Source organism: Sporosarcina sp. GTC18466 (assembly GCF_055389225.1).
Window position 1 is genome coordinate 1,486,005 of sequence record NZ_AP044037.1, and the last position, 12,973, is coordinate 1,498,977.

At 47.8% G+C, this 12,973-nt stretch carries 11 protein-coding genes; 4 read left to right on the plus strand and 7 right to left on the minus strand.

The genetic code is table 11. The annotated features are described in order from the left end of the window. Positions 1-9 precede the first annotated feature (9 nt). Together ACZ5FK_RS07180 and ACZ5FK_RS07185 are read right to left on the minus strand one after the other, a co-directional pair. Positions 10-3,249, minus strand: coding sequence for a hypothetical protein (locus ACZ5FK_RS07180; protein ID WP_464807211.1), 3,240 nt, complete (start codon positions 3,247-3,249; stop codon positions 10-12). 175 nt (positions 3,250-3,424) lie between these two features. Then, positions 3,425-5,113, minus strand: coding sequence for a hypothetical protein (locus ACZ5FK_RS07185; protein ID WP_464807212.1), 1,689 nt, complete (start codon positions 5,111-5,113; stop codon positions 3,425-3,427). 249 nt (positions 5,114-5,362) lie between these two features. Here ACZ5FK_RS07185 and ACZ5FK_RS07190 point away from each other — a divergent pair, with 249 nt between their 5' ends. The 4 genes from ACZ5FK_RS07190 to ACZ5FK_RS07205 are packed head-to-tail and all read left to right on the plus strand — an operon-like array spanning position 5,363 to position 8,121. Further along, complete coding sequence (locus ACZ5FK_RS07190) at positions 5,363-5,794, plus strand: PulJ/GspJ family protein (RefSeq protein ID WP_464807213.1); 432 nt, start codon at positions 5,363-5,365, stop codon at positions 5,792-5,794. Between the two features lie 14 nt (positions 5,795-5,808). After that, entirely contained in the window at positions 5,809-6,012 is a 204-nt protein-coding gene (locus ACZ5FK_RS07195; protein WP_464807214.1) for a hypothetical protein, read from the plus strand. Between the two features lie 58 nt (positions 6,013-6,070). After that, positions 6,071-6,280 carry a hypothetical protein gene (locus ACZ5FK_RS07200; RefSeq protein WP_464807215.1) on the plus strand — a complete coding sequence of 70 codons (210 nt, stop codon included), beginning with the start codon at positions 6,071-6,073 and terminating at the stop codon, positions 6,278-6,280. A gap of 2 nt (positions 6,281-6,282) precedes the next feature. Next, the gene (locus ACZ5FK_RS07205; RefSeq protein ID WP_464807216.1) at positions 6,283-8,121 is read left to right on the plus strand and encodes a hypothetical protein; all 1,839 of its coding nucleotides are present in this window, start codon (positions 6,283-6,285) and stop codon (positions 8,119-8,121) included. A 298-nt stretch (positions 8,122-8,419) separates the two neighbouring features. On the opposite strand, the gene ACZ5FK_RS07210 is transcribed toward ACZ5FK_RS07205, so the two are convergent. The 5 genes from ACZ5FK_RS07210 to ACZ5FK_RS07230 are packed head-to-tail and all read right to left on the minus strand — an operon-like array spanning position 8,420 to position 12,973. Further along, positions 8,420-9,331 carry an aminopeptidase gene (locus tag ACZ5FK_RS07210; RefSeq protein ID WP_464807217.1) on the minus strand — a complete coding sequence of 304 codons (912 nt, stop codon included), beginning with the start codon at positions 9,329-9,331 and terminating at the stop codon, positions 8,420-8,422. After that, on the minus strand, positions 9,328-10,266 hold the full coding sequence (locus ACZ5FK_RS07215; RefSeq protein WP_464807218.1) for a DMT family transporter: 939 nt from the start codon (positions 10,264-10,266) through the stop codon (positions 9,328-9,330). Before ACZ5FK_RS07215 ends, ACZ5FK_RS07210 begins: the two co-directional genes overlap by 4 nt. A 36-nt stretch (positions 10,267-10,302) precedes the next feature. Further along, a complete protein-coding gene (locus ACZ5FK_RS07220; protein ID WP_464807219.1) occupies positions 10,303-10,974 on the minus strand; it encodes an AroM family protein in 672 nt (223 codons plus the stop codon). Continuing rightward, positions 10,971-11,909 carry a DUF1177 domain-containing protein gene (locus ACZ5FK_RS07225; RefSeq protein ID WP_464807220.1) on the minus strand — a complete coding sequence of 313 codons (939 nt, stop codon included), beginning with the start codon at positions 11,907-11,909 and terminating at the stop codon, positions 10,971-10,973. The genes ACZ5FK_RS07220 and ACZ5FK_RS07225 overlap by 4 nt, the downstream gene beginning before the upstream one ends. A 14-nt stretch (positions 11,910-11,923) precedes the next feature. Then, entirely contained in the window at positions 11,924-12,973 is a 1,050-nt protein-coding gene (locus ACZ5FK_RS07230) for a DUF917 domain-containing protein (RefSeq protein WP_464807221.1), read from the minus strand.

Sequence of the window (12,973 nt, forward strand, 5' to 3'; positions counted from 1 at the left end):
GTCATCTCCTTATCTCCTGCCCGTTTTCAGTACAGCAAGTTCCGAAGTCGTATAATACTTAAGAATATCTTTTATCATTGATTTGTCAGTCAGAAGAGTATATAGCGAATAAGAACCCGCCAAATCTTTTTTAGGCACTTCGCTATAAGTCTTAGATCCTTTACCAATTTTTTTATAGATATCCGCTTGCATCGGCTTAGTCCCTGAACCATACACAGTCACTTTCAATTCACTGTTTTTCTCAACATTGGAAAAGACAAAGAGAAACTTGTTAGAACCAGTCGCCTCTTTCATTATAGATGTCTGCTCTCCTGCGACTGTCACTTCGACTTTCTTAACATCAGCTGCAGCAGTTATCTCAACTGTTGTAACGCTTGCATCTGTCCCCTGCCCGGATGCCGGAAAATCAGTTGTGTTTACTGAAATCGTTTGTACTTTCTTATCCGGAACTTTTATTCGGATATCGTTCAGGTCAGATTCTTTAATGCCTTCATTTAACAGTTCTGCGAAGCTTTTATTCAAGTCCTGGTATGTCGGAAGCTTCACGGTAAGCAATTGATTGACTGGAATATCATACTTATAGTCTGAGAGTGCTGTTTTAGGAATAACAATTTCCACTACTTGTTCTCGGATTAGGGAGTAAGCCGGCACTTCTGGAATTGTGATTTCTAATATTCCACCATTCACTTTAAATACTCCATTAGCTGATATGGCTGAAGTGACCAGAGCCCACTCTTTCGTTTGATCTGCTGTCTTGAACCCTTTTAGCAATGCAGATTTCTTGCCTTTATTTGTCTCAATAGCAGGATCCCACGCAGCATTAGAGAGTTGTATAGAGATCTTTTTACCGCCTTTTAAAATCTCCTCTTCTAAAATGGAAGTAGCGGAAATGGTTGCACTGCCTTCAGCTCCAACAGTAAAGGAACCCGCCGCTTTCTTTGAATTCTGCGGACCTTCCACCATTAAGCTGGTTGGTATTTCAACGTTTATTCTTCCTGAAAAAGTTGCATTCGGTACAGGCGGCAGCTTGATGGTCATCCGATTCTTTGTAACCTTGATGTCTGTAATTCCCTTCCAAGGAAGCGATCCAGATGCAGGTATTAAAATAGAACTTATCTTACTATTATCAATAGTTCCATTGATAAAGTCTGCTCCATTTAAAGTAATGATTACCGTCTTTCCGCCTTTTTGCAAATCCACCGCATCCATACTTAAGCCGGTTCCACTTAAACTCGCCGTGACGGCTGATATCTTGAAGTTACCTTTCAAGGAGGCAGGATTAGCCAATAACAATACCGGGTCAACAATGATTTCAGCTTCTGTATTTTCATTTAGTGTAAATTTTGAAACAGGTGCAAGTGTTGCTATTAAGACTTGATCACTAACTCTTTCTACAGCAGTAACAGCAATTGTTTTTTTAATGCCTGAACTGTCTTTTGCCTTTATACTGATCTTGCTTTCTATGATGGATGCTGCCCACGAATCATTTTTGAGTGTCAAGGTTACAGTTTTCCCGCCTTTTTCAATATCAAATTCTGACTTGACTGTCGTCGCAACAGACATCGTCTGGTTTTCAGCTGAAAGAACGGTAATCGCTTTTTCAACTTTCTCCTTCTTAAATAATGTCGCATTCGCAATCAATCCAGCAATTTTAGCGGGATCAAAAGAGATATGCCCAGTTACTTTCCCCGAAATGGAGGGCAAAGTAATAGTGACAGTCTGGTTGTCGGTACTTTGAACATCGGCTCTAGCCTTGATTTCGTTAACTGTGCCTACTGGCCATGTAAATGCGTCCAATAGGGCCTCTCTTTTTTGCGTATTTGTTGTAATATCACTATTCCATTCGGTATTGACCAGCGAGATGATAACTGTTTTTCCGCCCTTAGCAAAATCAGCCTGCTTTAATTCAGGCACTGCCGTTCCAGTTAAAAGGGCTTTAGGCTGTGCCTTGATAATGAAGGATGCTTCTTTTAATTCAACATTCGTCTTCAGTAGCTGGTAAGGGATGTTAATTGATACATTTTGGTCTTTGACTAAAGAAAGACCTGCTGTTTCGGGAATATTTACGATTAACTTATTATTCACCTCATCTAGAGTAATAATCTTATTATAATCTATATCTTTTTGAAGAACTTTCTGCTTTATTGCATCCTTAACTTGTTCCCATTGTTCGGACTGTTCTTTTGCTGTCAGAGCATCAATCAGAACCAGTCTTTTCTCGTCTGTTAAAGATGACCATTCGGCGCCAGTTAACGTTAACGACAGACTCGCTCTCCCATTTATTATATCTTCCTCCTTTAGGGAAGTAGTGACTTCTAACTTTGAGGAACTCGGAGCTGTCTTTGGGTGTACCGTAAATCCTATCTCTCTGCCTTGGATTAAGTCGTCATCATTATTTATATCCTTTGTATAAAAGGAGTCATCTAATTTAAACACAACACTTTGTTCATCATTACTACTATCAATGCTCACCGGTGGCAATGTCAGCAAAAGTGTAGAGTCACCCGGAAAACTAATGAACTGGTTAGGGTCTTTATACTTCAAAGACTCTGCTACACTCCACGTGTTGTTACCTACTGTAAAGCCTTCCAGAAAGGCATTGAAACCCATCGTCTTATAGATATCTTCTTTTTTCCATTCTGCATTCAGAAGCCGAATCTCTATAGTTTTCCCGCCTTGCTGAAGGTCACCGTACGTTATGTAATCCGTAATCGTACCACCGAGAGAGACTCTTGGCATAGCTACTATCTCAAAAGAAACCGACTGATTAACGCTCTTCCAGTTTTTGAATAAGACGGACGGAAGGTCCACTGTAATTATTTCGTTCTGTTCAATTGTAAAATTTTCTTTCTGTAACATTTCAATTATAATTATTTTTTTATTCAGGTCATCTTTTTTTATCCGTAAATTTCCTTTATAAGAATCCCACGCTGTTTTATTAAATACAGCATGCATACTGTTTATTAATAACTTCGCTTTGGGATTGGAGTTATCGATCGTGCCATCTACTTTTAAACTATCTCTAAAATCTTCAGCCCACTCACCAGACTCCAATGTCAATATTAGTTCTTGGGAACCGCCCCGGATACCCGATTCAGTAATAAATGTTTTCGACAAGGAAACACGAACATCCTCGCTCTGCCCAACTTCTTCAGCAAAAGACAGCGATGGCATGATCATTGAAACGGCTAGTAAGACTGCCAGCAACTGCAATCCTACAAATTTCGCATATGCTCTTTTTTTATTCATCCTTTTCTCCTCTCAATTAAGAATCCGGGAAAGCGGCTGAAATAAAGGTAATGTACTAGTACTATTCCCTTTTAACAAGACCGCCGACCAGTTCCATATTCCTGTTTATTATCGGCCAATACTCCTAACTATTTAGCTCAATTCGAATCCTGTTGAAGTAGAACTTCCTGCACAGTCACCACTCCAGCAAAACACTCTCCGGCACAACCCATCGGTACGTCGTATCATTGTTAACAGGATGAAGTGTATATTTCGTCCCTTTCTCCATTTTTCGCAGCTCTTCAGCCGGGATGACAAAGTTGAATGCATAGAGATGGTCCCCATTCGTAAGTCTGCCTGTGTAGAACCCGCCTGATCTGGTCACCTGCACAGTGTCTTTACCAGGAGCCCGCAGTTCAAATAGCTGGGTCGATTTGACGATAAATGAACTCGCTTGTCCATCACCCACTTCAGGGATCCACTCTTCCACATTCACAGCGAAAGAATAACCGCCATCAGAGCGATCGCCCAGCGAACCTGGAATTGGGAAGCGCGGGTCGTTTTTCAAAAATATCGCATTCGCCGTACCAACTGTGGTTTCTTTGTATTCTTGAAGCTTTCCATCAAACGTGTTGAATGCGGCAAGCCAGTCTTTCAGGACGGCTTCTTCTGTTTTCCCAAAATGCTTTTTCGCCAGATCTTCTTTTTCTTTTTGCGAAATTGTTTGGCGCCCGTTAAATGTATCGGCCACGTCTATTGCGTAGTCATAGATTGCATCATATCCATACGTTTCCGAAAGGTACCAGAAGAGCGCAAGTGTTACGCCATAGTTGTTGTTGCTGGCTTTATAGATATCATCGAACGAATCGAGTTCCACATCATACAGAAGGTTTTTCTTACCGCCTCCCTGCTCTTTTGCATAGGTGAGAATGGACTCCTTCGTCGGCTTAAGCAACATTGTGCGCAGATTGTTCTTATCATTCAGCGGATAATTATAAAAGAAATAGCCGCCGTATTCTGCCCCTCCTTCTAACAACCAGAAGCGATAGTCTGGTCCCCAGAATGTTTCGTATGTCCGCATGCTCTCCAGCTCATTGATCTTTGATTGGTAATCAAAATAATGGACAAGCTCATGGACATAAGACGTCCGGAAATCATACTGCATGCGGCTTCCGTTCACAATGATTTCAGAAGGGGCGCCGTCTCCCGTGTTCGAGCGCCAGCTGTTGATGGCCGCCTGATAGTTGTCCGGCAGCGGAGTATTTGACTCGCGCGTATAGAAGAAGATATCCAGACTGCCATCTTTCGTTGCATACGGTTTTACTTTCCGTACAGCTTCAATCGATTGAATTGCTGATTTCGTTTCATCATAGGCAAACCCTTTGCCGTATTGCTTCTCATAATCATCGGTGACATAAAGATTGATGGAGTGTCCTGTACCCATATCGACTACATAGTGGTGGACATTCTGCACTATCTTTCCGTCTGCAAAGAAGCTCCGTACATCCGTTTTGCCCTTATACAGTAATCCGTCATTCTGGCTGCTTCCTGTAGTTTCAATGCGCAGACGATATTTCTTGCCTGCAATGAATATACGCATATCGTATATTGTATTCTTCTGCAAACTGTGAACTGGTGTAACAGTTGCTGCTTTGCCCTGTACTTCTATAGTGGCGGGAATAAACTTTCCACTTTGAACTAGAACAATCCCATCTATTTCTTTTTCAGTGAGACCACGATTGAATTCCACGCGGAACGCCTTCTCCGGTGCGATGTCCTTTAGAGACGGCAATTCGATCCATTCGTCTGCCGCATTAACTTGAACCGCTGGGAACAAACCTAGACACAGCAGGATGGCTGCAGCTGTCAGTAAAAACTTTTTCATTTGAGTAAAGATCCTCCTCTTACAATAGTAGGTATGTAACTATTCTACTATGACTATTAGACGTAATCCATCTGTTTTCCAAAGTCTTTTACTGTAGTCTCGTAACCTCGTATTAACTGCTTCATCTCTTTACTTGCAACAGGTTTTAATGAGACAATAGACTTAACAATACTTATAATGCAAGAGTTCTCGACATGTAGTAGGGTATTTGGCATGCTGCTGCTTTTGAGAGACAGATGGAGGGTCGCCATGAAAACTTGGAACAATGAAAAAGGCTTGACACTGGTTGAGATACTTGCTGCCCTTGTGATCCTCGGCATCGTGTTTATTGGTTTCATGGCAGTCTTTCCCCAAATGAATAAAATGAATGAGCATACGGAAACAAAGCTTGTCTCTATGAATAATGCAAAAATGGTATTAGCGGATTTAAAAAAGACTGGTGAAATTGGAGGTCAATACAAGAAGATCAAAGAGAGCAAGAGTCCAAGTCTTTACGAGACATATGAATTCCGCAGCGACGGGTATGTAACGAAATTAGACTGCTATGATCATAAGAACCAGACGTGCAGCGGGGAAGGACAAGAGCAGAGAGTAAAAAAGCAGTTGTATAAGATTCATATACAAGTAGAAAAAGACGGAAAAGTTATTAGTGAGTCTTTCGGATATCTGGAACTAGAGTGATAGGAGGTTGGGCCATGCCAAGGGAAGAAGAAGGAATGACGTTAGTTGAGGTGCTCGCCACCCTTGTGCTGGTGACATTGGTTGTCGGCGTCATATGGACAACAATCGCTATTGCCACAAAGACCAACATCTCGGAAACCTCAACGTTGCAGCTGCAGCGGGAAGCGAATTACGTCGTTACAGAACTTCAGCAGACACCGGCATTGCGATTCATATGAATTATATATTTCGGAGAAAGAAATCAAGGTTGAAAGCTGCAAGGATGAACAAGGACAGATGAACCCTTCTTATGATGGTATGGTCAGTCATCAATTCGCCTATACCGTCTTTGATTTGGAGGGGTTTAAACCGCTCTCTGTCGATTCCACCAAAATGAATGTAGAGCTGCAGGATCTGCAGGTCATTGATCCGGCTAATTCAAAGAGGAGGGTGACAATATCTACAACACTTTCCCGCATCATTACAACAGGACAAGGAGATGATTGACAATGAATAAGAAGAGCAATGAAAATGGATATGCGTTGCTGATTGTCCTGTTTGCCATTGTCTTCATCCTGGTCATCACAGCAGTTTTCATGCGGGGAACCATCAGTAATGCCAAACAGGAAAAAACAGTGGATGAGAACAATCTGGTAGTCGTGTCAGCGGAAGCTGGAGTGGACTTCTATAAGTGGGACTTCAGCAACTTTCTTGACGAAGCTAAGCTAGAGGATAAACTGAATCGAATCGTAAACTCCATCCCTGTTGATGACTATCCGATAGATTATAATAAAATCATTAAAGAAAACATAGTTGGTGAGTTTGCTCCTCTTTTGGATCATCATGCGAAATCTTATATTAATCAGCAAATCGAGTTATTCAACGGGTATGATCACCAATTGAAAGCTGTCCGTACGGAACTGGAAGCGGAAGATAAATATGAAGACAAATACCGTATCTCATTATATGGAACTGTCCAAGGGAATCTTTCAAGAAACGTGGACAGGCAGGTGAGACCTAAAAATCTGGACTTCGTGATGGTTTTCGACTTTCCGAAAGGCCCTAAAGGAGAGAACACCGATAATCCGAATGGACCTGGCACATCAGACGATGCACCCATCTATATGCCGAAATTACGAACACCAAAAGCACCTGCTCAGCCTGCGCTGCCTCAGGTGATCGGAAAACAGGTGAACAACTGCACACCATCCAGCAATAAGATTGCAAATCAGAAGTGCAATATCGACAGCATACATGAGGCCGGCTATGATATTAATAAATCCACTATTTATATGGCTGGCACGCTAAGTTCCTGGGGCACGGTCGATATTGAGAATTCATGGATGAATATTCAAAAGGACTTTACCCCTGCTTCATTCGATGTGGAAAATACCCATCTAACCGTAGGCGGGACGATCACGGCTTATCAAGCAGCAAAGATCAATAAATCCTATTTGCAGACAGGCTCCCTCAACAATAGCGGCGGTACTGCTTCCGTCCAGAATACACAGATGACAATCACCAACAAACTAGAATTCCAAGCGGCTGATACCGAGGATTCCATCATTAGTGCGAACGCTTATAAAGCACATGGACAAGCCGATTTCAATAAGACTGATCTGAGCATTAAGACGAACTACGAATCCGGCGGGGCTACATTTGAAAACTCCCGACTGGATATTGGCGGCAAGCTGGATTCCGGGGGCGGTTTATTTAAAGTTAAGAACTCGAGTGTCCGCATAAGCGGCAACGCCCATACCGCTAATGGATCTGATATTGAAAACTCTTCAGTGCATATAGACGGCTACTTCCTGCACACCTCTAAACCGCTCGAAGCGGATGATTCCGATATTTACGTAGGCGGAAAAGTGACGGCGACCAATGGCACTGATTTCGAAGATGTTAATATGGTTGTCCTGGGTGATTACGAATCCTCCACCCGGTTTAAACTCGATGATACGAAATTGAGCATCGGCGGATGGCTGTCACTTGGAAACGGCGGAGAGATGGAAGACAGTTTGCTGATTGCGAAGAAAATCACTTCTAGTACAACAATAGATGCAGATGATTCCATAATCATCGCTGATTATTTGAAGTCTGATGTGATGAAATTAGAAGATTCCAAAGTATGTGTGCGCGATTTGGAAGTTCGCAGCTTATCCATGGACGACAGTAAAATCTATTATTATGGTACTTCCAATAAAGAGGGATCGAAAATTTATAAACTGTCTTTTGAGGATTTCAAGAAAAAGTGCGGAGTCACATTTTCACCTGATGCGCCTGGAGCCCCGGACACCGGAGACTGGGGACCCAAACCGCCTGCTCTTAAAAAGGTGACTTATGAGTAATTCATGTTCGTCCAGATATTAAAACAGACAAGAGACCTGCTCACGCAGCAAGTCTCTTGTCTGTTTTGCTGTTACCCTTTCCCTTCATACTCCAGTCTAATCGCTGACCAATACCTATTACTAAATTCACCTATTGATCACCTCGCGTGTCTTTCAATGCCACCAGCCAAAGCCCATAAAAGCCTCCTCTTTCGCCACTTTTTCAACAACCTTCCTTATTAATCAATCTCGTATCAACAGACGATAATCGCTGTAAACCCCCTAAACCTCAATGCCTTCTCTAGCTGTCGCTCCCAACTCACTCCCACTCCACCACCGGATCCTTCGTCACACAGTCAATATGCACATCCGTCTTGACTATCCCGCCGAACGTATGATTCGACCCGAAGGCCACATGAATTGTGTTGTAGGCTTTCTCGTCCTCCAGAATATTTCCGATGACGCGGGCGGCGTGGTTGGTGCCGATGCCGAGTTCACAAAGAAACCTGCCATCGCCGTCTCCTAGAAGAGAGAGCAACGTTTCGCCGTCTTTCCCTGTGGCGTCCGTCACTCGGCCTTTTTCGATTGTCAGCACGACCGGTTCGTCGACTAGCCCGATGCCGGCGATGGAGCCGTTGATCTCGATGGTCCCTTCCGCTTTACCCTCAGGTGGTGCGATGTAGGCTTCTCCTGACGGCAGGTTGCCGGATGCTCCGGGATCCTTGAAGACGCCTGTGCTCGGGACGCCGTCTCTGTCTTCGAGCGGAATGATCAGCTTGTGATCGCTGCCCGTGCGGATGGCCACTTGTTTCGCCTCGGTCAATTTCCCGGTCATGTCGAGCGTCTCTTTTTCGACTTTGCGGTAATCGGCGGACATGGCGCCCTCCAGGAACATGTCTTCCGTGATGCCTGGCATCGTGATCACACGGATGCCTTTCGCATTGGCGTTCTTCCGCGCGTGCGTGTGGGTCAGGGAGTGTTTTGTCAGGCAGAAGACGAGGCCGTAGTTCAGCATTTCGTCCGCCGCTTCCTGAGGCGGCTCTTCCCCTGATTTCGTCCGATCCTCCATATGATAGGTGCTGACGTGCCAGCCGTCCGCTTCCAGGGCACCGGCGAATTTTTTGCCGAGTGCTAAGGTGCTTGTGTCCATGATGACGAGGATGCTGACGTCTTTCTCGAGTTTAAAGTTGTTCACCATGAGAGCTGATACGGTCTGCTGGAAATCTTTCATTGTTTACCATCCTTCCGTTGTGAGATATAGATACTGCTCAGCACGAATCCTAACGCCAGCAAGGTGCCCGCGTTCACCGGCTCCTGCAAAAGAAAGACCCCTAGCAGGATTGTCATGAGCGGCATGAGATAGGTGATCGACAATGCAAATATGGGGCCGCCCGCCTTCACGATGTAATAGTAGAGGAGGTTGCCGATACCCGAATTCAGGGCGCCTAGCATGAAGAAATACAAGACAGGCTGCGGGTTCGTAAGCGCCGGAATTCCGCTTGGCTGGACTAGAAGCATCAGGGGCGCGGCAAATAGTGTCCCCGCTGCCATTGTAACAAAGGACAGCGTGATCACCGAATAGGAACGCAGGAACTTGCCCGTCAGGACTGCGGACAACGCATACAGACAGACTGCCAGCAGCAACAGCCCTGCGCTGCCGGCATGAAAGGACGCGGCAGACGGCTTCCATAGGAGCACGAGGCAAATTCCGGCGAAACCGACCGCGACACCCATGAGTTCCTGCTTGTTCACCTGTCCTTTCAGCAGCAGCAACGTGATCAGGACGCCAAATATCGGCCCGGTTGCGTTCAGCACCGCCCCGGCAGTTGTATCCAGGTGAAGCAGGCTGAGACTCATGATGGTCCAGGGCACTCCGGCGCTGAGCAGAGCGATGCCGACGAGCAGCGGCAGCCTTTCCGACGTCAGTTCCTTATACCCTTTCTTTGCGATGAAGAAGGGCAGCAGCATAAGAGCGCCGAATAAGCAGCGAAAACAGACGATGGAAACGGGATGGAATGCAGGCAACAGCAGTTTGGTGAAGTAAAACGTAGAGCCCCAGAGCAGGCTCAGTACAAATAACGCGATCACCGGCATGGCGGCACCTCCGACTTTGCAAGTTGTCGATATCCAAAACAGCAGGACCCGCCTTGCGCATTTTTGCGCCATTCAGCGTCCTGCTGCTCTATATTCTGCCGCTGTCCGTTACACCGGCATATACTCCGCAATAACACGCGCTACGAGCGTCCGCGGCAGGAGGACCGGCAGCCCGCTTGCTTGTGCAGCCCTTCTCTTATGCTCTTCATCATATCCCATGCAGTCAAGTACAAGCAGATCCGCCCCTTGCTGCTGCAAGCGCCTGGCCGCCACTTCGATATCACTTTCCGCGTAGGGAGTTGCCGCTTCCGAGATAATCGTCACGCCTTCTTGTCGCCACTTCGATACGAGTGTCTCCCGCTGTTCTTCAAGCGGGATGATGAGCCCGAGCGTTCCCTTTTGCAGGAGGGCGCTGACGACATGGTTCAGCACCTTGTCTGGATAGACGATCGGTTTTTCGGCAATCAACGAGGGGAAATCTCCGGTACAAAGCATCAGCACGATATCCGCCTCCGCTTCAAGTGCGGTCAGTTCCTTTTGCAATAGAGGGAGCAGCCGGCGTTTGCCGATCTTGACGGACCTGCCGCTCCGCATCCGGGAGATGTAGGTCGTATCCCCTTCCTCCGGTGCGACGGATTCTACCGTTTCATCCGTCAAGCTGTCGAGACCGCCCCTCTCCCGCAGATTGACCGACCTGCCCAGGATCCCTTTGATTGACGGGGTCACATCCGTGCGCGGCGACTGGCCGATCGTCAGGACACCTACTGTCCCTGCTGTCATTTGCCCGTCCCGAGTGTCTGAAGATGCTTCATCGAACCGTATAGCGCCTCCAGATGCTCATATTCCTGCGCATCGTAGAACTCGATCTGCCCGCGCGTGAACTCCTTCGCAATTTCGATCGAGAACCGGACGGCCTGCGCGATGTCCACTTCATGGCTCGCCCCGGTGCCGCTGCCCGGCACCGCAGTTTTCGCTGTAATCGCGACGCCGACAACAGGCGCGTCTGTCGCGACGGACGGCTGGAGGATGCTGTTGATATGGTAGACATCGTTGCCGTACGGCGTGATATCCTGCGTCGTCACCGTGAATGTCACCGGCAGCTCGCCTGTCGTCATCTCCATGATGCGCAGCAGTTCGTCCGCGAATTTCAAGACGTAGCCCGATTTCACGGTCGGCGACAGGGCGATGCCACGATGGTTGAAGACCCGGTTCCCTTTCGTCGTATCAATCGAGACGACAGCGTCCATCTCAGGCACCACTTCGTAGCGGTTCATCGTCAGGATATCAACAGGCGATCCCATGAAATCGACCGGTTCATGTGGCTGCGTCGGTGCGGTTGGGCAGATATGCGTCGTCACGATGACATCCCCCGGCAGGCGGTCGCCCTTGACCGACATGTTCGCGAGCTTCAAGGCGATGGCGACTGCCGCTGCCGCCCCGTCGCCGTCCGAGACGAAGCCGATCCGCTGCGGGCGTGCGCCGAGCCCGCCCAGGCGGCCAACAATCCCAAGGGTGCGCGCACTGCCGCCGCTTTCTTTGCCTCCCGTCCCTTTGATCACCACTTTTACGAAGTCCGTGGATCCTTGCTCTCCGGCTACCGTTTCATACGATGCCTCACAATGCTCGAACCCTTCGAAGAGCTGAACCACCGATTTCCCGCTTGCATTCACATCATCCAGCAGTTCGATCACATCAAGTGTATATTTCAACGACATTTGTTATCATCCTTTCAAATTATCCGTTTGTTGACGATCGGTTCAATCGCTTGCAGAAGCTTTGCATTCGACATCGTCGTGCTGAGCTTCAAGTATTCTTTCGGCACGGAAATCACCGCGATGGCGATGCCTTCCCTCAGTTCCGCCGAAACGAGCGGCATACCAGTCTCTGCATCGAATGTCATGATGAGGTCCGGGAAGGTCCCTTTGCGTTCGCCGTCCATCTCGGCCGTCATGTATTCATTCCAGAACGTCAGTTCCAGGCCGTCAACCTCCACGAAGCCGACGTCAAACCCATTGACCGCCTTCAGCTCGAAACTACTGATCGTGCCCGAGTGAATGACGCGGCCTCTCAGGTGTGCGGCCACCGCTTCGATCCGATCCGGCCCCTCGGGAACCGAGAAGAAAACCTCTCCCAGCTCGATGGCCTGCGTGATCCCGCCGACCGCGGCATTCTCTTTCACGTAGCCCACCGTCACCGGGTTGCGACAGACGGCGACCATCCCGCCCGCCTGGACGGATACCGCCCGGACTGTGCTCGCGGAGGCGTCAAGCGAGCCGGTCACGACGCCCTCCATCTTCGTAGTATCCTTGCCGCCTGCGAATGCCTGAATAGAGCGGTAGCCTGCCACTTCCGACAGATTGAGCGATCCCATGGAACCGGTCGGATGCGCCCGTCCGTTGCACGGCGCATCGAGGAACGGCAGCCCGGTCGCAGCTGCCTGCAGCCAGCCGTTTACCGTCGTCGCCGCCCCGTTCTCATTCGTCATCAGCGCCCGGATCGGTTCGCCGAATTCCTTCTGCATGCGCTCCACTGTCGACACCAGCTGGTCCTCGTCCGTGAACGCATCTTTTGCGGACGGCGCGCCGACGAGCGAGACGCAAGCGACATGATCGCTGTCTGCCAGTTCATCGATTGTGACCAGTTCAGGCGCCCCTTTTGCAAACGCCTGCTCCGCTTTCGCGAGCCCGTCCTCGATCCAGCCGCCGCCTCCTCCGCCGAGGATGCAGCCGCCGTACACCGCCTTTTTCGCATCTTCCTTCGTCAATACTCGTCTAGTCAT

Excerpts from the sequence above, each read along its gene's own strand:
- ACZ5FK_RS07180 (WP_464807211.1), bottom strand. The coding sequence starts at position 3,249 with ATGAATAAAAAAAGAGCATATGCGAAATTTGTAGGATTGCAGTTGCTG.
- ACZ5FK_RS07185 (WP_464807212.1), bottom strand. The coding sequence starts at position 5,113 with ATGAAAAAGTTTTTACTGACAGCTGCAGCCATCCTGCTGTGTCTAGGT.
- ACZ5FK_RS07190 (WP_464807213.1), top strand. The coding sequence starts at position 5,363 with ATGAAAACTTGGAACAATGAAAAAGGCTTGACACTGGTTGAGATACTT.
- ACZ5FK_RS07195 (WP_464807214.1), top strand. The coding sequence starts at position 5,809 with ATGCCAAGGGAAGAAGAAGGAATGACGTTAGTTGAGGTGCTCGCCACC.
- ACZ5FK_RS07200 (WP_464807215.1), top strand. The coding sequence starts at position 6,071 with ATGAACCCTTCTTATGATGGTATGGTCAGTCATCAATTCGCCTATACC.
- ACZ5FK_RS07205 (WP_464807216.1), top strand. The coding sequence starts at position 6,283 with ATGAATAAGAAGAGCAATGAAAATGGATATGCGTTGCTGATTGTCCTG.
- ACZ5FK_RS07210 (WP_464807217.1), bottom strand. The coding sequence starts at position 9,331 with ATGAAAGATTTCCAGCAGACCGTATCAGCTCTCATGGTGAACAACTTT.
- ACZ5FK_RS07215 (WP_464807218.1), bottom strand. The coding sequence starts at position 10,266 with ATGGCGCAAAAATGCGCAAGGCGGGTCCTGCTGTTTTGGATATCGACA.
- ACZ5FK_RS07220 (WP_464807219.1), bottom strand. The coding sequence starts at position 10,974 with ATGACAGCAGGGACAGTAGGTGTCCTGACGATCGGCCAGTCGCCGCGC.
- ACZ5FK_RS07225 (WP_464807220.1), bottom strand. The coding sequence starts at position 11,909 with ATGTCGTTGAAATATACACTTGATGTGATCGAACTGCTGGATGATGTG.
- ACZ5FK_RS07230 (WP_464807221.1), bottom strand. The coding sequence starts at position 12,973 with ATGACTAGACGAGTATTGACGAAGGAAGATGCGAAAAAGGCGGTGTAC.